Origin of the sequence: Chitinophaga costaii (assembly GCF_900094705.1) — a bacterium.
GTDB classification, from domain to species: Bacteria; Bacteroidota; Bacteroidia; order Chitinophagales; family Chitinophagaceae; genus Chitinophaga; species Chitinophaga costaii.
In genome coordinates this window covers 734,113-760,080 of sequence record NZ_FMAR01000001.1, presented here as the reverse complement: position 1 = coordinate 760,080, position 25,968 = coordinate 734,113, and the positions used below count along the sequence as shown (strand labels likewise).

Genomic DNA, 25,968 nt, shown 5'->3' with positions numbered 1-25,968 from the left:
TAAATAACAACGAAAGTAATTAAAATAGGAAATACAATCGCTCCATTTATTTACCGGCACGGTACTGCTTTGCTTTTCTTGATCAGCACCTCACATGAGGCCTTCTTCGACCATGCTGCAATAGCCGGTGTCTGCTATAATGATGTGGTCCAGTACTTCTATATTGAGTAATTTCCCAGCATCGCGGAGGCGGCGAGTAAGCTGGATGTCTGCATGGCTGGCAGAAAGATTGCCGGAAGGGTGGTTATGGCAGAACAATACACGGGCGGCGCGGCAGGAGAGGGCGTCTGCATATATGATGCGCGGGTCTACGATGGTGGCGCTCATCCCCCCGGAGCTTATGTGCTGGTGGCGAATAAGGCGATTGCCATTAGAAAGAAACATAACATGAAATTCTTCCTCTTGGCGGTGCGCAATACGGGGTTTCATGTACTGAGCCGCCTGTGCGCTGCTTTTGATATAGGTTATTTTGTCCCTGGCCGCCATTTGCTCGCGGCGGGCCAACTCCAAAGCAGCAATGACCTGCGTGGCCTTGGCAGTACCAATACCATTAATCCGCGTTAATTGTTGTACATTCAATTTAGAAAGATCGGCGAGATTATCTGAAATTATTTTCATTACTTCCCTGCTTAGCTCCACGGCTGATTTCCGCAGGGTGCCGGTGCGAAAAAGAATAGCCAGTAATTCCACCGCCGTAAGCGACTGCGCTCCATGTTGGACAAGCCTTTCGCGGGGTCTTTCTTCAATGGCCCAATTCTTTATGGGGTTATGGGAGTTAACTTGACGGATTTCATTTTCCATTAACAATAATTTGCTAATAAAGTTAGCAAATTATGTCGGGTGCAAAAATTTTCTTTTCCACAAAAAGCTTTAGCCTTATCCCAGGGGCATTTATGCTATATTTTTTTATCCTGGTAGCGTTTATTGTTATAATTTCGCACCCTCTTTCTATTATCATGCAACCATCTGTAAAAATCTTTACGGGAAACAGTAATCCCGAATTGGCCGGAAAAATTGCCAAAAAGTATGGCGGTAATTTAGGTAAGCTTACCATCCAGAAGTTTAGTGATGGCGAATTCCAGCCGGTATACCTGGAAAGCATCCGGGGAGACAATGTATTCCTGATCCAAGGCACCAATGCTCCCACAGAAAATCTGATGGAGTTGCTCCTGATGATAGATGCTGCCAAAAGAGCTTCCGCCGGCTATATTACAGCCGTAATTCCCTATTTTGGCTTTGCGCGGCAAGATCGTAAAGATAAACCCAGGGTGGCCATTGCCTCCAAGCTGGTGGCCAATCTGCTGACTTCGGCAGGAGCCAATAGGGTGATTACCATGGATTTACATGCACCTCAGATACAGGGCTTCTTCGATATCCCGGTAGACCACCTGGATAGTTCTGCTATTTTTATTCCATATATAGAAACTTTAAAACTGGAAAACCTTACCTTTGCGTCCCCGGATGTGGGTAGTACCAACCGGGTAAGGGAAGTTGCATCCTATTTCAATGCGGAAATGGTGATCTGTGACAAGCATCGTAAGCGCGCCAATGAAATTGCTTCAATGGTCGTAATTGGAGAGGTAAAAGACCGCGACGTAGTGTTGATAGACGATATCTGCGATACAGCCGGCACCCTTACCAAAGCCGCCGCCCTGCTCAAAGAAAAAGGCGCCCGCACCGTACGTGCATTTTGCACCCATCCGGTTTTCAGCGGGAAGGCTTATGAAAATATCGAAAACTCAGTGCTGGAAGAAATGGTAGTATGCGATACCATCAATTTCCATAAAGCCAGTTCAAAAGTAAAGGTGTTGTCAGTGGCAGAACTCTTTGCAGTAGCCATCCGCAACATGCACGAAAACAAATCGATCACTAGTTTGTTTGTGCACAGCAACCGAAAGGACCGCTAGTTATCAACAGGAATTTTTTTTAATCAATAAATGTTTAATCAATGAAAACAATAACAATTGAAGGACAACTCAGGAGCGACTTCGGCAAAAAAGCCACCCGCCTTCTCCGTTCTGAGGAACAAGTGCCTTGTGTTATTTATGGGGGTGCAGAGACGGTGAATTTTTCAGCGCCTGCAAAACAATTTAAAAGCCTGGTGTACACACCCGACTTCCAGTTGGCAGAAATCAAACTGGGCGAAAAGTCTTACAGATGCGTACTGAAAGATCTTCAGTTCGACGTAGTAACTGATGAACTCGCACACGTAGACTTCCTGGAACTGGTAGATAACAAAGAAGTATTGGTAAGCCTGCCAATTAAAATCGTAGGTCAGTCTGAAGGGGTGAAAGCTGGTGGTAAACTGGTAGTGAAATTGAAAACACTGAAAGTGAGAGCGCTTCCAAAAGATCTCCGCGAAAACCTCGAAGTAAGCATAGATGGCCTGGAACTAAACGGTAACATCCGTGTAGAAGACGTAAAAGCGCCTAATATCACTATCTTAAACTCTCCACGTATTCCTATCGCTTCGGTGGTAATGACCCGTCAGTTGCGTCAGGAAGAAGCTGCAGATAGCAAGAAGAAATAAGCTTACTGGTTATATTTTTTTAAAAAGCCCTGCCTTTTTTTGGCAGGGCTTTTTATTTTGAATTGTTTTATTTTTGACCTGCTATGAAATATTTGATCGTAGGGTTAGGCAATATCGGTGAGGAATACCGACATACCCGGCATAATATAGGTTTCGATGTAGCGGATGCATTTGTCAAAAAGCATGAAGGCTCCTTCGAGCTGGACCGCTTGGCCGATGTGGCCACTGTAAAATGGAAAGGCAAAACGTTTGTAGTAATTAAACCTACCACTTATGTGAACCTAAGCGGCAAGGCCGTAAAGTACTGGATGGATAAGGAAAAAGTAGCCATTGAAAATGTGCTGGTGATCGTAGACGAATTGGCTCTGCCACTGGATGTGCTGCGCCTGCGTGCAGGAGGCAGCGATGCCGGGCATAACGGGCTTAAAAGCATTCAGGAATCGCTAGGCACTAATCAATATCCCCGCCTTCGATTTGGTGTCGGTAATAATTTCCCGAAGGGCAAACAGGTAGACTTTGTGTTGGGTAAGTGGAATGCCAAAGAAGAGCCGGTCGTGCTACAAAAAATCGATAAATGTGTAGAGATTATTGAAAGTGTAGCAACTGCAGGAATAGCCCGCACTATGAACTTATATAATACGCTGACGTTTCCGCTATAAGACCATTATTTACACGAAAAATATACTCCATGAAGATTATCTGCGTAGGCCGTAACTATGCCGATCACGCTGCAGAGTTAAAAAACGAGGTGCCCACAGAACCCGTAATTTTTATGAAACCAAAGAATGCCCTGCTTCAGGATAATCACCCTTTTTATTATCCTGAATTTTCTCAAAACCTTCACTATGAATGTGAACTGGTGCTGCGCATTTGCAAGAACGGGAAACATATTCAGGAAAAATTTGCCAACCGGTATTACGACCAGATGTCCGTTGGGATAGACTTTACCGCCCGTGATTTGCAGGACAAACAAAAAGCCAAAGGGCTGCCCTGGGAAATTGCCAAATCTTTCGATAATTCTGCGGTGGTAGGCAGCTTCCTGCCGATAGCACCCGAACTGGATAAAAATGATATTAATTTTTGCCTGTATAAAAACAAGCAGATAGTACAGCAGGGCAATACCAAAGACCTGCTCTTTTCTTTTGATACCCTGATCGCCTATATTTCAAAATTTTTCACCCTCAATATCGGGGACCTGATCTTTACCGGCACACCTGCCGGCGTAGGCCCAGTAGTGGTGGGAGATGCCCTGGAGGCATTCATTGAAGACGATAGCCTGCTGGAATTTTCTGTTAAATAAAAAAACTACTATACAGAAAAGCCTGTGATTGCATTGCATTGCGATCTCAGGCTTTTATTTGCAAAAGCCCTTCGTCCATTGCCCTTATGGTAAGTTATGCGCAATCACATCCAGGATGCGGGTAAGGTCTTCAAAATCTTTTTCCGAAAGTCCATGCCAGCCAATGCGACGAAGTTCCAGCACCAGTGGGCGTACATCGGTATATTTATCTACCCCCGCAGGTGTAAGCTCCAGGTACACCTTGCGGCGGTCGTCGGAAGATGCCTGCCGCATTACCAACCCTTTTTTTACCAGCAGGTCCAGTATGCGGGAGATGGTGGTAATGTCTTTGTCGGTATAATGGGCTAATTGTTTATGAGTAGTACGGGTATGCTTGTACAAGTTTTCCATCACCAGCCACTGATCTACCGTGATGTCCTTCTGCTGTTTGTCGAATGCTTGTTGCCAGTGGTTCCGCAATTTTTTTAAAGTGGCGTCCAGCTTGTAAAAAGATGGATTAATAATGAAAGTATCCGACATAGTTGTTATTTTCGTTAGTAAATAGTTGTTATAGCAACTATTTCATAGGAAGCATAAACCAAAACAATCTTACGTGTTTAAAGATACTATAAGCGTGTCAACAATAAAAGACACCGCTGTGTCCGACCGTGGTGTTAATCTTGCTTTATTGCAAAAGGCATTTAGGCCTATGCAGGAAGCCAGGTGGATGGCAGCCACTTACGAGACATTATTCCCGCTGGATGAAGTATTGATATACGACACCGTACGCCGGCATGGCAAGTGCTTGGTGTTTACAGAAGAGCCAGTGAACAATAGTTTCGCACAGGCCCTGACCGGTCGTATTCAGCAAATTTGTTTCCGGCAGTTAGATGCACCAGTGCAAATCCCTCGGCGCCATGGATCTGCCAACAGTGTCGCTGAAGGAGCATCTGGAAGCCATGATGATGCCTAGTGATGCGAAAGTAGCAACTGCTATTAAGAAGTTGTTTGCCTGGTAAAAAAATTTCTGAATAACTTTTGAAGTTTGCTTTTTGGGTGTATCTTTGCACTCCGATTTTGGCGAGATAGCTCAGTTGGTTAGAGCGCAGGATTCATAACCCTGAGGTGATGGGTTCAATTCCCATTCTCGCTACAAAGGCCGCATTAAATGCGGCCTTTTTAATTGAAAATCATCTAGTTGAGAGCAAATCGTCCATGGGTTAGATATTGTGCTTCGCGCTATCCCATAAAAATACAAATAGCTGATTTTTAATACTAATAGGGTTCAACTCCGATTCTGGCAAATATTAAGCTTTATCACCTTCAGAACCTTGACTATTTGCACAGCTTCTGTATAATACAAGGCTTATTTGATAAACAAATTCAATTAGCTCAGCCATCTTTTCTGGTGTGCGATCTTTAAAGTGTGGAGCTACACTAAGTACTTCCTCCTCGGTAAGCCTTAAATCTTTCTCAGTAAGCATATTCATTCGTAAAGGCTTAGATCGAACTACAGTTGCTTTCTTCATTGTCTATTTTTGATGTACCAGGGAACTAATGGCCAATCATGTTTTCCCGTTTGATAATCGTTATTGTAATTATAATTATTTGCTGAGTTATTCATGTTATTTTGAGTCATTAGGCTATTGGGGTCTACGTCTTCGAGCCATTCGTCAGTAGAGTTAACGAGCGGGTCGAACCAATCAGCCTTTTTTCGTGCCCATTCCAGCCATACCGTCATTTCTTCTGTTATATTACCTTCAGCCATTGTACTTCGCTCAATTTGATCAATATACTCACGTAATATTGCTGCATCCTTCCAGCGGCGAGAATCCTTTAATAATTGCCGGAATAAGCTAAATTCTGTTTTCTTCCGATCAGCAATTTCCTTTTTAATACGTCGTTCCTCCTCAAATTTGTCATGCCAACGCTTCTGCTCCGCACGTTCTATTTTAAAGCGTTCACCTAGGAGTTCCAATTTAGCGATCAGTTTGGATAATTGATGTTCAATTAAAACCTTCCCGTCCGTACAGGAAGCAGAATTAATATATCGATCAAATCGGAAGGACAAAATGCCATTTGGATGATATTCTGTTCGTTCCCAACGATCCTTTACGACTACTTTAGTCTGCGTTTCTCTTAGCGTCATTTTCATTTTTTCCTCAGCAATCAAAAGATAGCTGTCACCACGTTCAATGACAAAATCATGGCCTCGATGTCGCATCACTTTTATAAAAGTGTCCATAATACATAACGCGCGATTGATGAAGTTTTGCGACACCCGGATATCCAGATTTTCAGAGCCTGCATAAAGAAGGTCATTAGTCTTAGATTGTTTACTTCGTTGAAGCAATGCCTTTTCTGCTCTAATTATCAATGGATCTGGGTTGATCAATACTGAACCTACTTCCAGGTTCAATCCTGAATCTGACTCAATCTCTTTTTGTAAACTTAACTGTGGTGATAACCCACCCTCTGTTATATTTTCTCCGGAAATTCTTAGAGACAAGCGAATCTGCTGATCTCCTTTATGTTCTTTGGACAATGGCTTAACTGCAACTTTTTTACCAGCCTTAATTTTATTCCAATAACCCATATCTGGTAAAGGAATGCCCATCCGCTTACAAGCCTTACGCAAGCCATTATCGGAAATATTGTATTTTTTTGAAAGGGATAATAGAGAATCGGACCATACTAGGTCATAAAGTTGTTGACGTGAAAAAGTGATGGCTTCCATATGAGTTCTTTTTAAAACTGCAATCACAGCATGAAGCAAAGACGGAAATCGCATGATTTATCGTGTAACACTGTCTTCATGATTGCTAGCTTTGTCCAATCATTAGCTTTTATCGATGAAAAAACCATAGCTTTCATTAATTTTATTAGAGGCACCTGCATCATCTGAAGCCCGAAATAGTTTCTCTTTCAGTTCTGGTTTTCTATTTGCTCAATTTTTCCCTTTTCCCATTCTTTGAAACCATCTGGGGATGTTAATAAAGTATTCCAAGCATCGTTCAGTATTTTTGATATTGGTTCTTCATAAAGCTTTAATTGCTCGCCATATATTGTCAAATCGATATTCGTACAGCCCGTATAGACGCAATCAGCCAATTCTTCAATCAAAGGTTGTGGGAAAATATAATTATAATGGCTTGGGACATTATTGTTTGTTGTCTTTACAAATTTATCCCAGTTTTCTTTTATCTCTTTCACCTCTTTAGTATGGCCCATCTTCGTGAGCATATAAAAAATGGCGCGCATCCTGGCTTCATCGGACGGATGACTAGCTGATTCCTGAAATACGAGGTTCTTTCCACTGCTTAATGTCGTAAGTTTAAGGTTTGTCCAAGCAAAGGCCGGGCCTACTAAATATGTCGCGATCAAATCACAGGTAAATTCCATAATCCAACTGGATAACCACCAAGCATGCTTCTCCCTGTAGAAATTTATTAATGATGTGGACCTCTGTTCGTAGAAGACACGTTGCGACTCACTTTCGTAAAATCTATTCAGAGACTGTTCAAAATTACCCTTAAGGTAGATTTCATACTGATTGTAGACCAGATGTCCCATTTCGTGAAATAGGTCTGGTAAGTTAAGCAGGTTCTTTTCTTCGCCGGTTGGCACGGCAATAATATCATAAGAAGGCAGTGCCCAATAATAGTTTTCTGAGTTGCTAATGGTAGTTACAATCGGCTGCTTTTGCAAACAGTTTATCTCTTTGTATATACGGCTGATTTTCTTTTTAAAATATTCCTCTGGTCTCCCATAGTTAACAATAACCAGGTACCTGAATAACTCAATGGTAAGTAGTCGCTCATAAAATGTATTGTACTTAATAATGTTGTTGGATGACAGGCTCTCTATATCCAGATCTCCAGAGTTGATAAGTTCTTCAATGTCTGTTATCAGGTCACCCAGCATTTGTAATGTCTTAGACAGAAAATCTGCGTCAATTTCGTTACTTAAAGAAGGGGACTGCAGAGCTTCCATCATCTTTGCTCCCCTAGTGAGCTGATCATAAAAAATGCCTTTAATAAATTGAATCATCCTCTTGCTGTTCTTAACTTTCTAAATAAAATGCTCCTTTCACTATCAAGTATTGAAAGTATATCATCAAGAGCAGCAATATGACGTTCTTCCAGTTCCTGTGATTTTGTTATTCTCTCTAAAAGCTCTGTAAGGTCTTCCATCAGGTACTGATTTTTAGTCATTCGCTTTTTATAGTCGTCCAGAATTATAGATGGTATGTAGGTTGACTCCTGTGCGTCTTCCCGAATCAGTTTGATAATATTCTCTAAAAAGGATTTAAGAATGGTTTGAGCAGTGGTTAACTCAGAGGCACTCACGTTGAGCCTGGGATATTTTCTTTGTACATTTCCTGACCCGAGCAAATTCTTTTTCTTTAGTGCAATCACGGAATTATTGACCGTGTCTGAAGTTGACACCAGCTGCTCATATTGATTTGATAAAACGCTGATTTCACTCATAGTAATGGTTTTAATAGTTTCCCAATGAATCTTCAAATTCCTCTTCTTCTTCAACCCCCTCAATAGCTCCGGATAAAGGCTCCAAGAGAGTATCGATTAACTTGATTGTAATTGGCAATGAGTTGCTTCTGTCGGGGGCAGAGAAGGCCAGGATACTCTGGCAGAAGATATCTTCAATAACTTTAGGAAATTCTGTATTGCCGACTATTTGTGTTAGGTGCAGTGGTTTGGCTGACCCCCTAATTTGAAATGGAAACCCTGTATTATATAAAAAAGCTTCAGTTTCATTGATTTTCTTGAATGCACCTGCTATAGGGTTTTCGAGCTTATTGAAACCGTTGGTGTGCGATGCAATGCGTAACGGTACTGCGCTTTGCTTATGCAAATCAATAACGCTATATTTAATTTGGGAAAGGTCAACTAATCCGTCTGTCGCTAGACTACTAATCACGCTACTTAGTGCTTTGTTTTCCTCACCAAAACTTCGTCCATCACGTATTATTACAATACCATTTGGTGTAGGACAGAATTTAGGAATGAACATTTTTAATTTTTCATAAATAACCTTATTAAGAAGATTTGCCTTCAACTTCTCGGAACGTTGTGAACGATTCTTTAATGGTACTTGTTCGGGAAAGAAAAATATATTTTCACCATTCTTGAAAAAGAAAGTAAATCCGGCATACCGATCATGTACGTCTATACCAATATAGATGTCGTAGTGTAGATTCTTTGAAAGTGCATAAGGCCATTTTCTATTAACAATAAGATGCTCTAGGACGAGGTTGGTCAAGTATGACTTGAATTTAGGCTTCTTATCCTCCGGCACTCTATATTCAAACATATTTTGAGCTTCAGCATTTGGGAATGATCTAAAGAATGAATTTATTTTATAAGCTGATGCACATTGTACTTTTAGATCAGGATAGAATTGGTTCTTTAAACAGTCGTGGAAACTACGTGCAGACCTTGGCGATTCAGAGGTCATGTCAGGTAATACAAATAATGCAAAGCCATTTAAAGCATTTTGCCTTCTCAGAATATGTTCAATTTCCTGTATTTGAAAGGTGGCAGCTTGATTAGCGCGTACTGGATATCTTATCACCGTAAAAGAAGTAAAAGCAGGTGCCAGGGCTTTAATTTGGTGCTCTGCGTTCTTTTTAAATGCTTCTACAAGCTTTCTATCCATAGAGTCAGGTACAATCAAGAACTGCTCATCGAACATAGACTTATTGATAACGCCATTCTCGATGAGTAGATGTTTCCTTTCGCCGGCAAATTCGCGCAATGTTGTGTTGGCTCCGTTGGAATAGTGTCCCGCCTTTAATGTTCTGTCGTTATTATATTTAAGTTCAGGCATGCTAAAGTTTGGAACTTTTTCAACCAACGGATTCAAGCTAATTTTTAAAGCAATATTGCCATACCGTATGTTTTGAAAATATTCTCTGATATACTTGCCAATCGCCTCAAAACGTATATTAGGGTCTTTTATAGAATATCTATGTAATGACTGCACCTCTTTATCCTGCGTCGAATAAAGCATTTTCGCCAGAGAACAGGCGCCGCTATGGGGTTCCATAGTTCTTCCTGGATACTTGTAAAGTATTGTTAGATCACTTGGCTTCAAAACACGTTTAATATCTTCTTTACGGGTTCTGGCATTATTGAGAATATAATTATAAACACTGATACTATCGCCATTATTATTGAATTCATGACTTTGAATGTCTTCACCGAAACCTTCAAGTTCTGTAGCATACCAATTATCACCATTTAGGTAAAGGAAACGTTTACCCTTAAAACTATTTCCAATGGTTTGTACATTCCCTGTATTAACATAATACGACAGAACATGTCTGTCAACATATTTAGTGCTGAGATCAATACAAATGTAAAAAGTGGAGCCATGCAAGAGAACCAGTTTATATGAGAACCCTTCATAAATATCAATGATAGAATCTGTTCTTGACACGATGGGTTGCTTCAAAAAAAACTGAGATGAGTTGAGCTTCCATATTCTGAGGTTTCTGCTGAGTTGTTTGCGAATTTCAAAATCAAGAAATTTGTAAATAACATCAACATTATTCTTGTCGATACTAGAAGCGTTGACTTGATAAACATCTGGCAGTAAAGAAACTCTGATATTATATGGAACCACATTAATAGATGTTTCTTCAAAGATTTTATCCGCAGGGATGGCTATCCAATACCTGTTTTCACGCTTGATGAGTGCTGCTGGCCCACCACTTAATAAGGCAACTTGTTGAGAAATCTTCTGAAGTTGTTTATTAAACCGATCCTCCTGGCCTTCCAGATAAGGAAGGTTGAATTCCACTAACTTATATGAAAAGTTCAAATCAGATAAGTTGTTTACCTTGAATAGATTCAATGTATGATTTCTCATCGTATTGATTGTTATTAATTAGTAAGTAAGAACAAAGACCTTGGAAATTGCAGTTCTTGCAATGCCCTTCGTCATCTGTCAATTCGAAATCCTCTATTACAGCTTCAGATCCCTCGCTGCCTATCAATAATTGAATATCGCTGCTGGTAAGGTTTATAAAATTGATAAGGTCATTTACTTTGTCTTCTGTGAACTCATGTTGTTTGACTATACCCTTTAACAAGTTTACCTCATATAGCTTGATGTCCTCATGAGTCCACGGCTTTTTTTCCGGGTTCTCTAATCGTTTCAAATAAACCGCAATGCCGCAAATAACTAGTTGACGAGAGTAATCAGAAACATGACTAGCGGAGAGTTTCCAATCTATGATAATAGGTTTCCAATTATACATGCCCAACAAATCTATCTGAGGTTTCAACCTAGCTTTCGCAATTTGAACAAGCCAATTGTTTACATTTGGTGTAAGACTGTTTGCCGCCTTTAGATAGTCGATCAACAAGGAGCCATCTGGCAGGCGTATTTCCGGTAGTCGAAGTATCGCTTGGTGTATAGTTGCATAACATGAGGCAAGTTCCTCTTCCGTATAAGGTGCCTTGATTTCATGTATGTCCAAAATACAAAAGGTACTATTTGCATCCCCCTTTTTTTGAGAAGGGTCTTTATAAAATCCGAATTTAGAATACTTGAATTGTTCTTCAGCCATTTTTACGGCTCTGTCTGCCAACCGGTCAAAGAATAAATCCTCTTTATTGGTAATAGCAGGTATAATCACTATTTCCATAAATTTGTCCACAACACTGCCAGCCCACATTTTTAGATTCTGCATGCTTTTCAACTCATATGCCTTTCTTCTGAGCGGATTTTTGCGGCCATGAGTAGCTAGCAATGAAGCAAAGTAGAACTTCCTATTGCATTGCCGGAGAGTGTTGACGGTACTATAAGACCAGTTGATAGTTCCAGACATAAGTTAATCATTCAATAATTCACGCAATCTGTTCAAATATTTCTCCATAGCCTCGCTGTTTTCAAAAAGCTCCTTGCCATCTGTAGCTCTTTGAGAAGGAACTGCAATAGACTTTGGAGTATATAAACTGCTTCGGAAAGCTGGTGCTAACGCAATATTGACATCATGATTGAAAACTTTGCTTTGCAACAACTCGAATGTTTTGTGAATACACTTCTCCGCAGCCGCAAATTTGATATTTAAGTAGTTTAAAAGATTTTTGAATAAAACAATTGGAACATTATTAGTATACAAATCGTCTGATACAAGTTTGTCGACAGTCTGAACAGGCAATTTGACTATGTCTGATAACTCTGCGGATGTCATATTCAGCTGCTGTAACTTTTCCTGAATGACCTGACCTAAAGAGGGCGTAGTTACTATGCCATTCAAGGCGACAAAGAGCATTTCTTCTTTTGCTGGCGGCATGTCCAACAAAGAATCGTTAGAAAGAATCAGTGACATTTCTTGATCAGCATGTTCGGTGTTGCCAGCCCTCTCAAGAGCTAATATTCTCAATGCTTCATCTAATATTTCTATATTATCTCTTTCCATGATTTAATAATTTGATTGTCCATTTAGAATTTCAACGAGCTTCTTTTTTGCTCGATGATGCTTTACCTTTAATTGATTATTGTCGATCCCTAAGAGCTTCGCGATTTCGTCATACGAATAATTTTGAGCACGCAATAATAACAGGTCTTTATCTGTCTGTTCCATCGATTCCAATGCATTTTTTAAACTGGTCAGTTGTGGATGTTCTGAACCTTCTTGATTATAATAAGAATGTATCGCATCACGATTCAAGTAATTTGCGAACCCTTCATTGCTCCCACTTTCTGCACTAAAATCTACGTATACAACTTGACCAGTCTCCTTTTGCTTTTTCGACCTATATTCTTGACGCAAAAAATTGATCAGCACCCTGTAAACAAACCGATCAAAATCTACCTGCGTTAAGAGGTCATAATTCCCAATCTTTAATACCAGCGTCTCCAAAGTACGATAGACAACTTCCCAAGCCTCATCTTCCGAAAGATTCCATTTTTGAATGCAATAGGAATAAAACGCTCTGCCGTATCCTTGGTACAACTTTGCTAGCCCCGACGGATGCTGCCCCTTTAATAATTCTATTATTTCTTTATAGCTTTCCATTACCTCTATTATATATAATGCAATCAGGTTACACTAATTTAGCAAAATAATACGGGCAGCATTTACTGTCTTCATAACTAATTGATATTCATATTAAAGATAAAATTTTATAATAATGAGGAATGTAAATATTGGATTTAGCAACAATGAGATACAGTCCCTCACAGCCTCGTTTATTGAGACTACAAACTGTAATTTATTTGTAACAGGCAAGGCAGGCACAGGGAAAACTACGTTTCTCAAATCGGTTAGAGAGCAAACAACTAAACGTCATGTAGTTCTCGCCCCCACGGGCATAGCTGCAATCAATGCGCAAGGTTCAACTATAAACTCCTTTTTTCAGGTTCCTCCAGGTTTTTTCCTGCCGGGAGAAAACAGTGTCAATAAAACTGATTTCTACAACATAGCTGACATTGTCAAGAATCTTAATTATTCAATTGCCAAAAAAATGCTTATCAAAGACTTGGAACTAATCATTATTGATGAGATTTCAATGGTGCGAAGTGATCAGGTTGATTTATTGGATCGGATATTACGCCATGTTAGAGACAACGATCATCCATTTGGCGGTACACAGATGGTATTTATAGGTGACTTGTTTCAACTCCCACCCGTTCTTAGAAATGAAGACATACAACTCTATAGTGAATTCTACACTTCACAGTTCTTTTTCAGTGCAACAGTATTTAATAGCGGCCAGCTAGTTCAAATAGAATTTCAGCAAGTATACCGTCAGTCAGACAATGAGTTCATTCAGATACTTGATCAAATAAGAAATAATGCAATAACCGACGAAGCACTTTCTTTACTTAATACACGCCAACTGAGTATTTCGTCTGATAAACCTGATGACAGCATTACGATTGCATCACACAACGTGACGGCCCAGGCTGTTAATGTTGAAAGGCTTAATGCGCTAGCCGGTCCAGAATATATATTTAATGGAACCGTAACTGGTGACTTCAAAGACAGTATGCTCCCAATTGATCCCATCTTAAAGTTAAAGAAGGGAGCACAGGTAATGTTTATAAAAAATGATGCTGGTGAAACACGTCGTTATTTTAACGGAAAAGTTGGCAAAATAAGCCATATCACCCAGGATGAGATAAAGGTTGTTTTTCCTGATGAAGTTGAATTAACTGTTGAAAAATACACGTGGTATGCATACGACTATAGTACTTCTGAAGACAAAAATACCGTGACACTTATTCCTGTTGGGGCTTTTGTACACTATCCTATAAAATTGGCCTGGGCGATCACAATCCACAAAAGTCAAGGCCTTACTTTTGAACACGCCATCATTGATGCAGCAAGTTCGTTTGAGGCTGGACAGGTTTACGTAGCTCTTAGCCGCGTCAGAAGCTTGAAAGGGTTGTTTTTACAATCGCAAATCACAAGAGAGAGTATTCAGGCAAATAAGAGCGTTTTGTCCTTCTATGCGCCAATGACTAAACATGAACTTGAATGCTTACTATCAGATGGCCAAAGGAGTTTTCTCTTTAATAGGATATTGGAAGGATTTTCATTAAAGCCGGCAATTCACATGCTTCAAGATCTTTTTGCGCGCCCCGAAACTTTTAAGCAAAAAGTCGATGCTAAGTCACTAACATGTTTTGCTAATATATTGGGTGAGTTAGAAGCCTTGCAGCAAGTTGTCATGCGCTTTGAACTTGAAATAAATGATGCTATCCAACATAACCGCGAACTCACTTACTTAAATGACCGTTTTGTCGCTGCTCGCACATATTTTGCCAGTAAGATTGACGAGAAATGTTTATCACCATTCTCCGGGACTGCAGACACGATTTCAAATAAAAAGACAGACCAGTTTACGAAAACCTATTGGGAAAAATTAAATGGTTTATTGCGAGAAAAGGGTGAAGAAATGAACCGTTCAGTTGAAATCATGCGACAGCTAGCTACTGGTGTTCTGGTCATTCAATTGATAAATGCCATAAAAGAGAAGGAGATTAAATCGGACACTTCTTTCGATATAAAACCAAAGTCTAAAAGAGGGGCATCATTAAACAAGAGCATTAAAGATACCCTCGAAATGATACAATCAGGAAAAACAGTCGTCGAAATTGCATCGATTAGAAATCTTGCCATCAGTACTATAGAAACTCACGTGCTCGATGTAGCTCAAAAAGGGCTGATTTCAGTAGACAAAATACTCAATGCAGAGAAACTAGATACAATAAGCGAAGCAATTATGGTTTTTGGTGGCGATGTATATAAGATCCGGGAGCACTTTGGAGATACATTTTCTTTTTTTGAGATAAGACTGGCTATTTGCCATGCAAATACAATGACATGATACCTCTCCTTAACTAGAGACCGAACATACTTTGATCCAATGCGTTATCAAATGCCAAATTATGCCATCTAACGTCACTAAACAGGATTGTGGAATTTCGATAGTACCTTGAGCGGTGTTTGACGCGGCGACAATCAGGCTACTAATTCACAAAAAAGCAAAAAATCCTGGACAGAACGGTTAGATAATTTTACGGTTCTGGCTACTTGATAATCAAGGCTTTGTGAAGTAATTCACGGAGCCTTTTTTCTTTTGGTCGAGATATGGTCGCGTCTTTTCAGGGGCAAGTTTATTTTCTTTTGTAAATAAGTTCTATCCATAGTATCAATACTATTTCTTTTTGAGCTTTTCTTCTAAGGCATTATAAGCGGCTTGATGTTTTTCTGGTGTTTTATCTTTCATTTTTTCAAGATTTTGTAGCTTCCATTTTATCCCGGGAAAGCGTTCAAAATCGTATATCCCCCAATTCGGAGTGACGTTTTTCACGCTCAAAATAAACTCTTTGTCTTGCTCTGTTAAACTGTCATGAAGTATTTGGATCAATTGTTCACGTGTCTGCTCGTATTCGGCATAGTCAAATACTTCATCCGTCATACCAGTAAAGTGATTGTCCATTGTCGTTGTATGGTCTTGGAAATTCGGCTTGATAACCTCGCCAATCGGCCTGTCACTGCACAGTAGGTAATGTATAAAACCCTCTTTGATCTCCTTTGTTATCCCTTCGGTCGCCAAGAGGTTTTTTATATCGAAAAGATCGCGGGGATGTTGGCGATCCAGTGCAGCAACTATTTTGCCGCCATAAAGCTGGCCTTGCGATACCACGGGCATTACAAAGAACGTCTCAAATTCCGCCTGGGCTTTTGCGCATAATGGCATTTGCCGCGGTGCCGCTATAGCTCCGCGATTGGTTAAATTCACTTCCAGTTTCACGTCTGCACCGTTAACAGACACCAACAGTTTTGCGGCATCTTTGCGATGAGTCACCGTTGCGCGGGGAATGGCTCGCTCAATGCTAGCCTTAATTCTTTCTAATGCTTCTGATATCGCGGTTACTGACGTTGGACGATCTTCAATTGGCAAATAAGTAAGATCAATGTCAACCGACAGGCGAGGCATATTGTGTACAAAAAGATTGATCGCCGTACCGCCATGTAGGGCAAAGCATTCTTCTTTTGCCACCTCTGGCAGTACGCTCAATAAAAGGCTAACCTGTTTTTTATATGTTGCTTGCATCTTGCTCTAATTCTTTGGGGACAGTAATTTTGTATTTGTCTATGTATGCTCCGTTTTTAACAATACTGCGCGTTCCGCTTCCTAAGTCTATTTTTTCAAGGTTTAAATAGTTGAACCATTGATGCATCGCTTTCTCTGCCATGTACAAGAATAATCGCTTGACTTTGATGGATTGACAGGCTTCGAGCAGCATTTGAACTCGTTGTGGGGAAAGGTTGTTCAGGCCTTCCATTAATTCGTAGCATTCTATTAAATCTTGTTTTTGAGGGGCTAGGTACAAACATTCCAAGATAGCCCTGGCTGGCCCTGACACCTTTATTGGTAGATTTTTAGACTCCACCGTGGTTAGTCCAAGTTCCGAGGGGAGGAAGGACGTTTGATGGAATTCAATTTTTACTTGCCAGTCTCTTTTCTTAAACCAGGTCGGCAATTTCTCAATATTACTTCCAAAGAGTACGACACGTTGTTGGGAGAACTCTAAATAGTGGGCTTTCCCAAGTAAGGAAAGCGCAGTCCGCGCCCCTGGGTGAATAGATGCACTGCTTTGCACCTGTATGGCGTAAATGGCTCCCTCATAACCCACTTGGTCATTGGTACGAACCACTGCCCCTGTGCCTATAGAACGGAGCCAATTACTTTTCTTGTAACGCTGTTGTAAATCATGGCTATAGCCTTGTTTAACAAGCCAATCAGACTGAAGTACAACGCCAGCGGGTTGTAGAGAGAAAAGCTTGTTTATTTTACTTTCATTTTCAGTACTCATAGTACTAATGTAAGATAAAATATAAAGTTAGTCAAGTATTTTGTTTGTTTTAGCTCAAATATTAGTACTTAAAGTACGTCAAATGGATTTATTTTAAAGAATTGGCTTAGTCGTGTTGTTTTGTCAGGGTTTTAGTGCGTCAAAGGCCAGCAAATCCTGCGTAAACTCATTAGATAATCTTTCAGAGCCCGCTACACTACAGAAAAGGCTTTGAAGAACGTTCGCTTCAAAGCCTTTTCTTTTACTACAATAATAACTCCTATTGTATTTTGACCAGCCTGTATTATTCCAAAAGTTAACTGCTTATTTGGTAGCACAATACCTGTCAACGTTTTCATAGGTTTGCCGCATTTTCAGCACTCATCTTCCATAAGCTCCAAATTCACTTGTTGGTACCCAACTAATGGACCTTAGTCTGAAGCGTGCCATTCGATACTGCTCTTTCTGCATGAGATGAGCTATACTTATTGCCACAATATATGAAAGGGAACTGCCCAAAGATTTTTTCCAAAAGGCACAACTTCTTTTCCTGAATATAATACGACCCCACCTATAAATTCTTTTTCAGTAAATTCTGCCAGCGTTTTGATGCCTTTGAAATCTTGGATATTGATAGATTCTGATTTTTTTATCTCAATGGCGAACACCGAACCGTCCGGCCTTTCCAGCACAAAATCGACTTCCTTACCATCGCTGGTCCTGAAATGCAAAAGCTTGGCTTTGGTTTCACTGAATGTCAGTAATTTGGTAAGTTCTGTGGCAACGTAATTTTCTAAGATATGCCCGAAAAGGTCGGGCTTATTCTTTTCAATATCTTCCAGATTTAAATCTAATACATGGCAGAGTAACAATGTATCGGTTAAATAACCTTTGGGTGATTTAACCAGCCGCTTATTTATGTTGCGATACCATGGTTCAATATCGAAATTCAGAAACATCATTTTGAGGATGTTACGATAAAATTTCGAGGTAACAGGATTAAGGCCAAGATTACGGGCAACATCTGCGTCATTCAGTAGATTACCTGCGCGTGTTGCCAGAACACGCAGAAGGTTTGGTAAGACGGATATTTTTTCAAGATCAGCCAAGAGCCTCACATCGCGCTGAAGGATAGTGGCCAGATATCCATCAAACCAAATTCCTCGCTCGGCGGCATTTTTATCGGCAATTTCCGGGAAGGTCGCAAGCTTTATAGCATCGGTGATGCGCAAGCCACGGTCACTGAGATTAGAAAAATCAAAATTAAAAAGTTTATCCAGACCATTGCCCTTACCTTGGGAAGCTTCGGCTGTGCAGAAAGGGTAAAGGGTAAGGACTGTCATACGCCCCACAAGGGGATCAGATAATTTAGGCAATGCTAGTATATTAGCCGATCCAGTTAGTAAATAACGACCATTTGCGTTTGCTTTATCCTGTAAGCGCAATTGATCAACGACCACCTTTAGGGCACGAAACAATTCAGGGACAAGCTGAACCTCATCTATAATCAAAGTGTCCTGGTAAGAAGATAAGAAATTTTCTGGTTCGGATGAGGCCGCAGCCATCTGAGTAGGCCGGTCAAATGATACATAGGCAGCCGGATAACTCTTACTGCCAATTTGTTCCCGAAGGTTTTGAACAAGGGTACTTTTGCCGGATTGTCTGGCACCATTCAGGAACACGACAGGACTTACATTTAAAGCCTGTAGCAGCCGGGAAGTAATATGGCGGGGTAATGTTTTCATCTCTTGCAAAAATAAAGTTAAACTTTATAATTTCAAAAGTTAGCCTTTAGTTTTGCAAAATATTTTTTTTTAAAATTTATTATTTTAATGATATATATTATTATTCAATTAATTAAACATGTAAATAAAAATTTAAATAACCGATATATGGAAAATCCACAGTCTAATGCCTATCTGGCATAGCCGTGGTCTGCCGAATGCTTACATCTTTATTATGTATTTGGACTTGACCCATTTTGCAGTCTAAAAATCAAATAGACACATTTAGAAGTAATACAGTGGAGAAAAGGATAAAAAATCTTGTTATAAATTATTGTTTAAGCTATTCCTTGCCTAAAGTTGATTTGTCAAATTAGTTAACATAAAAAATAATGATCCGGCTGCCATTCCTGGAAACAAGGACGATCTGCAAGACTATGGCTGGCAGCCGGATGAACATTAAAATCTTAGCGTTGACAATAACCCTCCATCGACCGATAGGACTTGACCATACAAGTACCGGGAATCATCTGAAGCTAAAAAGATAGAGGCCATTGCAATATCATCTGTATGGCCAAACCTTTGGGCGGGAATTTTTTGAAAAGCTTTCACAATGGGTGAATCTTCATTGCTTATGAATGCTTGTATCATGGGGGTTTGGATCAAGCCGGGTGCAATGGCATTGGCCCGTATCCCTTGATGGCCCAATTCTGCGTTAATTTGTTTTGTAAACCCGATGATCGCATGTTTAGACATGGTATATGCAGTACCGCCGCCGCCGCCAATCAGCCCGGCATCAGAGGCCATGTTTACGATTATACCATGTTTTTGCGCAAGCATGCTTTGAAGTACATATTTAGTTACCAGAAAAGTACCTTCAATGTTTACCGATAGGATGCTTCTTAACAGTGACAGGTCTGTTTCTGTAATGGGAATAAGATTGTCAAATACCCCGGCGGTGTTGCATAGAATATTTATTTTCCCATATTCCTTTAAGCTCTGTACATAGAGGTTTTTCACATCCTCTTCTTTGCGGATGTCTGCAGGTATCCCAATCACCTCACCACCGGCGGATTTAATTTCCAGAACTGTTTCCTCCAATGCTTGCGACTGAATATCGGAGGCTATTATGTGTGCGCCTTCCCGTGCAAAAAGTAGTGCCTGCGCTTTTCCAATACCTGATGCTGCCCCTGTAATAAGTGTCACCTGATTTGCTAATTTCATGTTGAGTCAAGATTAATGATGTTGAATATGCAATTGGTTTATCTAGTGGATAGACGGAACCAGTATCAAATCCTTACAGTATTAATCCAGGTTTTGTCGCTTTGAAAAATTTATTTAAATTTTTCACTCATTTCATATGTTATTATATAGTAGACAAATATTATAGCCATTTTTCAGCCCTGCAACAGGGGCGTTCACTGATTTAAGTATATGATGTCTAACTGTTATCCACCTACAGCAATGTCTGCTTTCTTTAACTGTATGTTTTCCCGAAGGTTTCCGGATACGCCTAAACAATATTGACACGAAAACAATGGTTTTGTTTCATTGAGGTAGGCCAATGCTTTTTCTTTAAAATTTGGATCGTTTACGGCTATGCCATCTTCTACGGTGTAATCTATGGAGGATGCAATTCCTTTAAGAGATAGGGTTTCATTCATGTAGGCAGAACGGGTGCATTTGTAGAAATAACCGTGGCGTACAATGAGGCAACGGTGACGCATCCAGCAATCATCGTAAATGTTTTGTATGCGCTGCACGTCGGTTATTTTTTCATTCACGAATATTTCGTTGAATTGTTCTACGTATTTTATGTTCAGCACGACCTCGTATTTTTTTGCTTTCGCTTTCACTTCTTCCAGGAACTGCGGCTTCATCGGTGCGCTGATATAATGCGAAATGGTGAGCTGGTCTACATTTTCCCAGAACAGATCGCTCATGCGATGGAGTAACAATCCATTGGTAATTACACGCACGGCACAGCCGGTTTTTGCCTGTTGAATGGTTTGGAGTATCTTGTCGAGCTCCGGGTGCAGGGTGGGTTCGCCACCGGCAATTTTAAATACGTCTGGCCGTAAATTAGTTTTTATGAAATCACACACCGCTTCTACTTCGGAGATTGACATAAAATGTTTGGCGTTAAATGGCGATATGTTACAACAGTCGCGGCAACGGAGGTTACAATGTTCGGCCACATGTATTTCAAAAGACTCTGTTTTAATGCGCCCTTCTGTGAAATAATATTTGGGCAGGCGGCCCTGTTCTGTTTCCCCTTTCTTTACAAAAACGGCTTCTAGCTCTACCAGCAGCTCTTCCCGGCAAATGTCTGCCTGCTGGAAAGTAAGCTGGCAGCCAGGTGCCATTACTTTGGGCAGGTAGCGTTCCAGGAATGGTCTGTCATTCTCCTGCTTGTAATACACGCGTAGCAGCACGATGTCTTCCAATGCAAAGCCGTAGTGAATGTTATATTTTTTCAGGTTAAACTGGCCGGCCAGGATGCGTAGGTTTAAGATGGAGCGGGCTAGTTGCTCATAAATATCGCCGGCATGTACAGATGTTTCGCCCACAATACTGGCGGTGCCGGAGGATAGCAGCAGGCGCTGGCCCTTGTTGATGAAAATGCTGCCGCGACTAAAGTAAGGAGGCAGTTTACCATAGTATGCCGAATATTGATAGGCCGGCACCTGGTCTTTGTTTTCTATAAAAGCCAGTGGTTGCTGCACCGCCAGGAATTCAATTTTCAGCAGCGGCCCCTGTGTACCTACGGCGCTGGCAGCCGGGGCAGGGTGTTGCGACAAAGCATCTCCATAATATTCCTGGAATGCCTGGTAACGGCCGGCGTTGAACTGTTGGTACACCTGGGTAATGTTAGGCACATAGTTCCAGCAACGCAGCAGGGTATAGTCTGGGTACAATGCGAGCGTAGTTAGCAAGCGCTGGTACACCGTGCGCGTGGTAGCAGCCACCGGCTCCGTGAGCGCTACGGCTATGCTGCCGAAAATCCCATTGGAGGTATGTTGCAGCTGAATGCCATTTTTTATTTCAACAAGTGGCTTATCATCCTGCTCGGCAAACCAGGCATCAATAAGCTGCCCGTTAATCGTCGTTTTCTTCAGCAGGGTATTTCCTGTTTGCAGTTGTTGTTGATACGCGGCATCATGGGTTACGAATCGCATATTTAATTATTTTAAGGTCCAATAAATTTCCGTGTAACCGTTGGGGTTACCCGGTTGTCCTAAGGAGTTTACAATATCTTTTTCTGTGGGCCCAAATAGTACAGGCCACTCGGAGGTATAACAGCGGATGGCGGCAATTTTTTGCCGGAAATACGACTGGTCGAATGTGAATTTGTTGACATGGAAAACGTTTTCGGTTAAAGTCCAACTGCAAGCCCCTGCCATAGCGGGCAGTAAGGCAGCTTGTTGGGCGGCGTGCAGGGCTTCGCTGGTCTGCCGGTCTGCTTCGCCAGACATATAGTTTTTTAAGAATGCCAGCGGTATGTCCTGTAGCCGGGTTGGAGGAAGATCCTTTGCCGGAAGGATGGAAGCCGGCACTGCGCCATGCTGTAGCCAGCGCACCGTGCGCCAGCCAGGTACCAGGGCATAGGGCAGGTCTTCATAATAGTATACAGGAGTGTTCGTTTTCCAGTACTGTTTACTGCACGCATAGACGATCAGGTGGTCTACATGGCCGCCAATAGCCAAAGGGAAATACACCGCATCTGCCACCACCGAATGCACTACCATTTGAAGAATAGGACCTAAGGTGGTTGTCACTTCCAAGGCCGTGGCGGGCAGTTGATCATGCAGCAGGATGGTACTGAAGTTATGGAAAGCCGGATTACGAAAAGGGGCATCCATAAAGTTCAGGTAAATAGCTTTGGCACCCAGTAGAGCAATGGCGGTTTCGTTATCGTGTATGCGCTGCGCATAGTGTTGTGCATGGGATTCGGCTGCCATATTAAATACGGTAGCCACGAATACGGTATGTCCATCCGCCGTCCAAGATGCGATTTGTGCGCCGCAACTCAGTACGGCGTCATCGAGGTGAGGAGATATGACCAGGTAAGTACTCATAGTAACGGATGGAATGGCTGGCGGGTAAGGAAAAGTTTTTCGATCTCCTGCGCAGCGCCTAAGGGGCCTGTCTTTGCGCGGAAGGATGCGCCTATGCTACTGGCATGCGCCCGCACTGGCGAGCCGGCTTGAAGTAACGGCAGCAACTGCTCCCGGTAGCGGGTAGCAGATGGAAGGTGGGGATTTAGTACAATGCCGGCACCAGCGCGTGTTACAAATTGTGCCTGCAAAAACTGGTCGTTGCAAATGGGCAGCAACGCCAGTGGAACACCATTTGCCAATGCTTCCATGGCCGAATTGGCGCCGCCATGGGAAATCACTAAATCTATGTACGGCAGCAATTGCAACTGCGGGGCATAAGATACGGCCATCACATGGCGGGGCAGCGTATCGGCAAAAGGCGTATTGAGCAGTTCATTGATTGCAAAAACCAGTTGTATATCATCGTCATACAGCGCCTGCGCTACGGTAGAGAACAAATGCGGATGATAATAAATTTGGCTGCCCATAGACATGTACACCTTGCGCTTACCAGGTTCCAGGCGATGAAAGGGAAAGTCTGTTTCGTCGCCCCGGGACTGCATCGGGAAGCTGTTGCCAGCATAGTAAGAAAAATCATTGCCGCATATATGGCGGGGCATATAGGTTTCTGTGGCAAATACAATATTCAGCCAGGGTGAGATCGCATCGCTCACTTTGAAGCGTGGCAGCAAGCCCTGTGCTTCAAACAAAGCGTTACGCAGCGGCTCCAATGTATGCAGCGTATCCGTTAATTCACACTGCCAGTCATCGGGTGTGATAGGATTTAAGGAGGATGAAATGCCCACCCATGGTAGATTGTGCGTGTGTGCCACCAGGGCGGCAGCGTACACCATCGGATCGGTGACAATGAGGGAGGGCGCAAAGTTTTTCACTACAGCATCCAGCAGTTGTACTTGTCCCGGCACCGCATCGATAAGTAATGTTTTGATCCATTGGCGCAGCCATTCCTTGTTGGCCAGCTTTTTTACAAAATCGGCGCCTTTGGTGATGAATTGCGGATCGATATTTACAGGAGATGGATCATGGTATACCTGGCCCTGAAGGCCGGCCCGGCGCAGTTGTAGGCTGATATCTACCTGTGCAAAAAAAGCCAGTTCATACCCCATGGCTTGCAGATGCTGGGCAACGCCTATCATTGGGTTGATGTGACCTTTCTCCGGGATGGTGACGAACAGTATTTTTTTAGTTTGCATAATGAAGCCCCCAATAAATTAAACAAATCATATTGAACAACAACATCCGGTCGCTTTCCGGTATCACTTCCTGTTGGCATAAAGCCGCCAGGGCGGGCCGGTGCAGGTAGGTGTCTATAAAGTCGTTGGGCGTTTGCAATAACTTTTGCAAGATAGCCTGGTAGGTTTTGCCGAGGCGCGGGTCGCGTGGCAGGGAGGATTTCTTGCGCAGCGCTAAAGAGGGCGGCATGTGTTGCAGGGCCACCTGCCGCAACATGTATTTTTCCACCCCTTCTTTAAAACCCAGCGCTGGCGGTACTTTCATAACGGTGTTCAGCAGATGGGGATTAGCGAAAGGTACCCTTGCCTCTAATCCGTAGTGCATGGTGTGGATGTCGCCATTGTGCAGCAGCCGGCCCAGCCAGCGCCGGTTTACGAGTAGGCTCATGGCCAGGATGTTTTCTTCCGCACTTTTGCCAAACGTATAGCCTGCCTGGCTTACCAGTTGGCGGTATTCCTGATCCAGCCATGCCAGCGGCTCCAGTTGTCGGAGTAGGTTTGCGGATAACATCGTAGCCCGCCGCTCCGCGCCAAATAGGTCCATCAATCCCCGTGGGCTTTTGTTCACTTTATCGTGCAGTAAAAAATAATAACCGTAATGGGTTTCATCTGCCGCATCGCCCACCAATACAGCCTTTAGCTGCTGTGCCGCCGCCCGCGATAGGTGCTGCTGCGATAGCTCCTGCTCCCATACTGGTATGCGATCATTGATGCTTACCAGCAATTGCAAACTTTCTGCTACGGATGTATGTTGCATGGTCACCTCGTTAAACCTGGACCCCGTTTGTGCCGCGATGGCTTTGGCAAAAGGGAGATCGTCGGAGTTGACAATGGTGCCGGGGTCAAAATGAATATGCTGGTGATGCGGAAAGGCGATGGTAAACGTCTGTAAGGGACTGGCAGTATGTGGTGCTGCCAGGGTGGCCAGCAGCGAAGAGTCTAGCCCACCGCTCAGGAATACGCCTACCGGCACGTCTGCTTGCATGGAAAGCGCTACATTTTGCTGCAAGGCTGCCGCCAGTTCGGCCAGTAAGGTATTTTCGTGTAGGGACGTCTGCTTCCATAGGAATTGGTAATAGGTTTTCAAGCTTAGTCCATCCTTGTTGAAATGTAAGGTGGTGCCGGGTTCCAGATATTGTATGTTTTTGAATACCGACGCTGCACCATTGCCACTGGTGGCGGGGGAGATCACACATTCCACCAGCCGCTGGGGATCAATTTGAGGCTGCCGGTCTAATACCCGCAGCAGTGCCTTTACCTCTGATGCAAAATAAAAAGTACCGTTGTGCTGGTAATACACAAATGGTTTTACCCCCAAGGGATCGCGCGCGGCAAAGGCGGTTTGTTGTTGGGAATCCCAGATGAGGAAAGCAAACATACCATTGAAGCGCTCCAGGCAGGCGGCTCCCCAGGTAATCCATGCTGCCAGCACCACCTCGGTATCGCAGTGGGTGCGGAAGTCATAATGGGGACGCAACATTTCCCGGAGCTGCACATGGTTATATAACTCTCCGTTATACACAATAAGATAACGCCCACTAGTATCTGCAAAGGGCTGTGTGCCACCGGCTGCATCCAGCAGCGAAAGGCGCTGGTGGCAAAGCGCAGCAGGGCCTTTCACCCAGGTTTGCTGGTCGTCTGGCCCCCGGTGGCGTTGGGCCTCATTAAGGGCCTTCATTTTTTGTTGCAGCACCGGTTCCATGTCCTTAGCCAATAAAATGCCTCCAATTCCACACAT

General features: G+C 42.4%; 25 protein-coding genes and 1 tRNA gene. 7 read left to right on the top strand and 19 right to left on the bottom strand.

Features of this window, described 5'->3' with window-relative positions:
- Positions 1 to 90 precede the first annotated feature (90 nt).
- Positions 91 to 801 (bottom strand): RadC family protein, encoded by a 711-nt coding sequence (gene radC / locus GA0116948_RS02990; RefSeq protein ID WP_089708829.1) that lies wholly within the window; start codon positions 799 to 801, stop codon positions 91 to 93.
- A gap of 155 nt (positions 802 to 956) precedes the next feature.
- Here radC and GA0116948_RS02985 point away from each other — a divergent pair, with 155 nt between their 5' ends.
- The 4 genes from GA0116948_RS02985 (at position 957) to GA0116948_RS02970 (ending at position 3,830) form a co-directional block, all read left to right on the top strand.
- On the top strand, positions 957 to 1,907 hold the full coding sequence (locus GA0116948_RS02985) for a ribose-phosphate pyrophosphokinase (protein ID WP_089708950.1): 951 nt from the start codon (positions 957 to 959) through the stop codon (positions 1,905 to 1,907).
- A gap of 41 nt (positions 1,908 to 1,948) precedes the next feature.
- On the top strand, positions 1,949 to 2,530 hold the full coding sequence (locus GA0116948_RS02980) for a 50S ribosomal protein L25 (RefSeq protein ID WP_089708827.1): 582 nt from the start codon (positions 1,949 to 1,951) through the stop codon (positions 2,528 to 2,530).
- An 83-nt stretch (positions 2,531 to 2,613) separates the two neighbouring features.
- The gene (gene pth / locus GA0116948_RS02975) at positions 2,614 to 3,189 is read left to right on the top strand and encodes an aminoacyl-tRNA hydrolase (RefSeq protein WP_089708825.1); all 576 of its coding nucleotides are present in this window, start codon (positions 2,614 to 2,616) and stop codon (positions 3,187 to 3,189) included.
- A gap of 29 nt (positions 3,190 to 3,218) precedes the next feature.
- Positions 3,219 to 3,830 (top strand): fumarylacetoacetate hydrolase family protein, encoded by a 612-nt coding sequence (locus GA0116948_RS02970; protein ID WP_089708822.1) that lies wholly within the window; start codon positions 3,219 to 3,221, stop codon positions 3,828 to 3,830.
- Positions 3,831 to 3,914: 84 nt separating this feature from the next.
- On the opposite strand, the gene GA0116948_RS02965 is transcribed toward GA0116948_RS02970, so the two are convergent.
- On the bottom strand, positions 3,915 to 4,349 hold the full coding sequence (locus GA0116948_RS02965; protein ID WP_089708819.1) for a MarR family winged helix-turn-helix transcriptional regulator: 435 nt from the start codon (positions 4,347 to 4,349) through the stop codon (positions 3,915 to 3,917).
- A gap of 94 nt (positions 4,350 to 4,443) precedes the next feature.
- Here GA0116948_RS02965 and GA0116948_RS02960 point away from each other — a divergent pair, with 94 nt between their 5' ends.
- Positions 4,444 to 4,782 (top strand): transketolase C-terminal domain-containing protein, encoded by a 339-nt coding sequence (locus GA0116948_RS02960; RefSeq protein ID WP_123891687.1) that lies wholly within the window; start codon positions 4,444 to 4,446, stop codon positions 4,780 to 4,782.
- 106 nt (positions 4,783 to 4,888) lie between these two features.
- A tRNA-Met gene (locus GA0116948_RS02955) sits at positions 4,889 to 4,962 on the top strand.
- A gap of 154 nt (positions 4,963 to 5,116) precedes the next feature.
- Here the strand turns inward: GA0116948_RS02955 and GA0116948_RS02950 are convergent.
- The 8 genes from GA0116948_RS02950 to GA0116948_RS02915 all read right to left on the bottom strand — a co-directional run bounded on the left by GA0116948_RS02950 (position 5,117) and on the right by GA0116948_RS02915 (position 12,861).
- A complete protein-coding gene (locus GA0116948_RS02950) occupies positions 5,117 to 5,338 on the bottom strand; it encodes a hypothetical protein (protein WP_123891686.1) in 222 nt (73 codons plus the stop codon).
- Positions 5,335 to 6,546: a hypothetical protein gene (locus GA0116948_RS02945; protein ID WP_108675021.1), complete on the bottom strand. Its 1,212-nt coding sequence runs from the start codon at positions 6,544 to 6,546 to the stop codon at positions 5,335 to 5,337. Before GA0116948_RS02945 ends, GA0116948_RS02950 begins: the two co-directional genes overlap by 4 nt.
- A 188-nt stretch (positions 6,547 to 6,734) precedes the next feature.
- A complete protein-coding gene (locus GA0116948_RS02940) occupies positions 6,735 to 7,859 on the bottom strand; it encodes a M48 family metalloprotease (protein WP_089708811.1) in 1,125 nt (374 codons plus the stop codon).
- Positions 7,856 to 8,299, bottom strand: a complete 444-nt coding sequence (locus GA0116948_RS02935) for a hypothetical protein (RefSeq protein ID WP_123891685.1) — start codon at positions 8,297 to 8,299, stop codon at positions 7,856 to 7,858. The genes GA0116948_RS02940 and GA0116948_RS02935 overlap by 4 nt, the downstream gene beginning before the upstream one ends.
- Before the next feature lie 10 nt (positions 8,300 to 8,309).
- Positions 8,310 to 10,703: an argonaute/piwi family protein gene (locus tag GA0116948_RS02930; RefSeq protein ID WP_089708808.1), complete on the bottom strand. Its 2,394-nt coding sequence runs from the start codon at positions 10,701 to 10,703 to the stop codon at positions 8,310 to 8,312.
- A complete protein-coding gene (locus GA0116948_RS02925; protein ID WP_089708806.1) occupies positions 10,657 to 11,667 on the bottom strand; it encodes a PD-(D/E)XK nuclease family protein in 1,011 nt (336 codons plus the stop codon). Before GA0116948_RS02925 ends, GA0116948_RS02930 begins: the two co-directional genes overlap by 47 nt.
- 3 nt (positions 11,668 to 11,670) lie before the next feature.
- Positions 11,671 to 12,261, bottom strand: a complete 591-nt coding sequence (locus tag GA0116948_RS02920; RefSeq protein WP_089708804.1) for a hypothetical protein — start codon at positions 12,259 to 12,261, stop codon at positions 11,671 to 11,673.
- 3 nt (positions 12,262 to 12,264) lie between these two features.
- Complete coding sequence (locus GA0116948_RS02915; RefSeq protein ID WP_089708802.1) at positions 12,265 to 12,861, bottom strand: RNA polymerase sigma factor; 597 nt, start codon at positions 12,859 to 12,861, stop codon at positions 12,265 to 12,267.
- A 115-nt stretch (positions 12,862 to 12,976) separates the two neighbouring features.
- Here GA0116948_RS02915 and GA0116948_RS21715 point away from each other — a divergent pair, with 115 nt between their 5' ends.
- Positions 12,977 to 15,178 (top strand): helix-turn-helix domain-containing protein, encoded by a 2,202-nt coding sequence (locus GA0116948_RS21715; protein WP_089708800.1) that lies wholly within the window; start codon positions 12,977 to 12,979, stop codon positions 15,176 to 15,178.
- A gap of 330 nt (positions 15,179 to 15,508) precedes the next feature.
- Here GA0116948_RS21715 and GA0116948_RS02905 read toward each other — a convergent pair whose 3' ends face one another.
- The 9 genes from GA0116948_RS02905 to asnB all read right to left on the bottom strand — a co-directional run bounded on the left by GA0116948_RS02905 (position 15,509) and on the right by asnB (position 25,968).
- Positions 15,509 to 16,411 (bottom strand): nucleotidyl transferase AbiEii/AbiGii toxin family protein, encoded by a 903-nt coding sequence (locus GA0116948_RS02905; protein ID WP_089708798.1) that lies wholly within the window; start codon positions 16,409 to 16,411, stop codon positions 15,509 to 15,511.
- Positions 16,395 to 17,174 (bottom strand): type IV toxin-antitoxin system AbiEi family antitoxin, encoded by a 780-nt coding sequence (locus tag GA0116948_RS02900; RefSeq protein ID WP_089708796.1) that lies wholly within the window; start codon positions 17,172 to 17,174, stop codon positions 16,395 to 16,397. Before GA0116948_RS02900 ends, GA0116948_RS02905 begins: the two co-directional genes overlap by 17 nt.
- Before the next feature lie 191 nt (positions 17,175 to 17,365).
- Positions 17,366 to 17,512 (bottom strand): hypothetical protein, encoded by a 147-nt coding sequence (locus GA0116948_RS21190; RefSeq protein WP_165798325.1) that lies wholly within the window; start codon positions 17,510 to 17,512, stop codon positions 17,366 to 17,368.
- Between the two features lie 126 nt (positions 17,513 to 17,638).
- Positions 17,639 to 18,898 (bottom strand): ATP-binding protein, encoded by a 1,260-nt coding sequence (locus tag GA0116948_RS02895; RefSeq protein WP_089708795.1) that lies wholly within the window; start codon positions 18,896 to 18,898, stop codon positions 17,639 to 17,641.
- Positions 18,899 to 19,336: 438 nt separating this feature from the next.
- A complete protein-coding gene (locus tag GA0116948_RS02890; RefSeq protein WP_089708792.1) occupies positions 19,337 to 20,101 on the bottom strand; it encodes an SDR family NAD(P)-dependent oxidoreductase in 765 nt (254 codons plus the stop codon).
- A 224-nt stretch (positions 20,102 to 20,325) separates the two neighbouring features.
- On the bottom strand, positions 20,326 to 22,056 hold the full coding sequence (locus GA0116948_RS02885; protein WP_089708790.1) for a chorismate transformation enzyme, FkbO/Hyg5 family: 1,731 nt from the start codon (positions 22,054 to 22,056) through the stop codon (positions 20,326 to 20,328).
- 6 nt (positions 22,057 to 22,062) lie between these two features.
- On the bottom strand, positions 22,063 to 22,956 hold the full coding sequence (locus tag GA0116948_RS02880) for a PIG-L deacetylase family protein (RefSeq protein WP_089708788.1): 894 nt from the start codon (positions 22,954 to 22,956) through the stop codon (positions 22,063 to 22,065).
- The gene (locus tag GA0116948_RS02875) at positions 22,953 to 24,191 is read right to left on the bottom strand and encodes a glycosyltransferase (protein WP_089708786.1); all 1,239 of its coding nucleotides are present in this window, start codon (positions 24,189 to 24,191) and stop codon (positions 22,953 to 22,955) included. Before GA0116948_RS02875 ends, GA0116948_RS02880 begins: the two co-directional genes overlap by 4 nt.
- Entirely contained in the window at positions 24,181 to 25,968 is a 1,788-nt protein-coding gene (asnB, locus tag GA0116948_RS02870) for an asparagine synthase (glutamine-hydrolyzing) (protein ID WP_089708785.1), read from the bottom strand. Before asnB ends, GA0116948_RS02875 begins: the two co-directional genes overlap by 11 nt.

What these genes read in the sequence shown, in the direction of transcription:
- GA0116948_RS21190 (WP_165798325.1), bottom strand. Translation starts at nt 17,512, where the DNA reads ATGAAAACGTTGACAGGTATTGTGCTACCAAATAAGCAGTTAACTTTT.
- asnB (WP_089708785.1), bottom strand. Translation starts at nt 25,968, where the DNA reads ATGTGTGGAATTGGAGGCATTTTATTGGCTAAGGACATGGAACCGGTG.
- GA0116948_RS02970 (WP_089708822.1), top strand. Translation starts at nt 3,219, where the DNA reads ATGAAGATTATCTGCGTAGGCCGTAACTATGCCGATCACGCTGCAGAG.
- GA0116948_RS02895 (WP_089708795.1), bottom strand. Translation starts at nt 18,898, where the DNA reads ATGAAAACATTACCCCGCCATATTACTTCCCGGCTGCTACAGGCTTTA.
- GA0116948_RS02985 (WP_089708950.1), top strand. Translation starts at nt 957, where the DNA reads ATGCAACCATCTGTAAAAATCTTTACGGGAAACAGTAATCCCGAATTG.
- GA0116948_RS02905 (WP_089708798.1), bottom strand. Translation starts at nt 16,411, where the DNA reads ATGCAAGCAACATATAAAAAACAGGTTAGCCTTTTATTGAGCGTACTG.
- GA0116948_RS02915 (WP_089708802.1), bottom strand. Translation starts at nt 12,861, where the DNA reads ATGGAAAGCTATAAAGAAATAATAGAATTATTAAAGGGGCAGCATCCG.
- GA0116948_RS21715 (WP_089708800.1), top strand. Translation starts at nt 12,977, where the DNA reads ATGAGGAATGTAAATATTGGATTTAGCAACAATGAGATACAGTCCCTC.
- GA0116948_RS02920 (WP_089708804.1), bottom strand. Translation starts at nt 12,261, where the DNA reads ATGGAAAGAGATAATATAGAAATATTAGATGAAGCATTGAGAATATTA.
- GA0116948_RS02935 (WP_123891685.1), bottom strand. Translation starts at nt 8,299, where the DNA reads ATGAGTGAAATCAGCGTTTTATCAAATCAATATGAGCAGCTGGTGTCA.
- GA0116948_RS02930 (WP_089708808.1), bottom strand. Translation starts at nt 10,703, where the DNA reads ATGAGAAATCATACATTGAATCTATTCAAGGTAAACAACTTATCTGAT.
- GA0116948_RS02880 (WP_089708788.1), bottom strand. Translation starts at nt 22,956, where the DNA reads ATGAGTACTTACCTGGTCATATCTCCTCACCTCGATGACGCCGTACTG.
- GA0116948_RS02900 (WP_089708796.1), bottom strand. Translation starts at nt 17,174, where the DNA reads ATGAGTACTGAAAATGAAAGTAAAATAAACAAGCTTTTCTCTCTACAA.
- GA0116948_RS02980 (WP_089708827.1), top strand. Translation starts at nt 1,949, where the DNA reads ATGAAAACAATAACAATTGAAGGACAACTCAGGAGCGACTTCGGCAAA.
- pth (WP_089708825.1), top strand. Translation starts at nt 2,614, where the DNA reads ATGAAATATTTGATCGTAGGGTTAGGCAATATCGGTGAGGAATACCGA.
- radC (WP_089708829.1), bottom strand. Translation starts at nt 801, where the DNA reads ATGGAAAATGAAATCCGTCAAGTTAACTCCCATAACCCCATAAAGAAT.
- GA0116948_RS02965 (WP_089708819.1), bottom strand. Translation starts at nt 4,349, where the DNA reads ATGTCGGATACTTTCATTATTAATCCATCTTTTTACAAGCTGGACGCC.
- GA0116948_RS02945 (WP_108675021.1), bottom strand. Translation starts at nt 6,546, where the DNA reads ATGGAAGCCATCACTTTTTCACGTCAACAACTTTATGACCTAGTATGG.
- GA0116948_RS02890 (WP_089708792.1), bottom strand. Translation starts at nt 20,101, where the DNA reads ATGAAATTAGCAAATCAGGTGACACTTATTACAGGGGCAGCATCAGGT.
- GA0116948_RS02925 (WP_089708806.1), bottom strand. Translation starts at nt 11,667, where the DNA reads ATGTCTGGAACTATCAACTGGTCTTATAGTACCGTCAACACTCTCCGG.
- GA0116948_RS02885 (WP_089708790.1), bottom strand. Translation starts at nt 22,056, where the DNA reads ATGCGATTCGTAACCCATGATGCCGCGTATCAACAACAACTGCAAACA.
- GA0116948_RS02950 (WP_123891686.1), bottom strand. Translation starts at nt 5,338, where the DNA reads ATGAAGAAAGCAACTGTAGTTCGATCTAAGCCTTTACGAATGAATATG.
- GA0116948_RS02875 (WP_089708786.1), bottom strand. Translation starts at nt 24,191, where the DNA reads ATGCAAACTAAAAAAATACTGTTCGTCACCATCCCGGAGAAAGGTCAC.
- GA0116948_RS02940 (WP_089708811.1), bottom strand. Translation starts at nt 7,859, where the DNA reads ATGATTCAATTTATTAAAGGCATTTTTTATGATCAGCTCACTAGGGGA.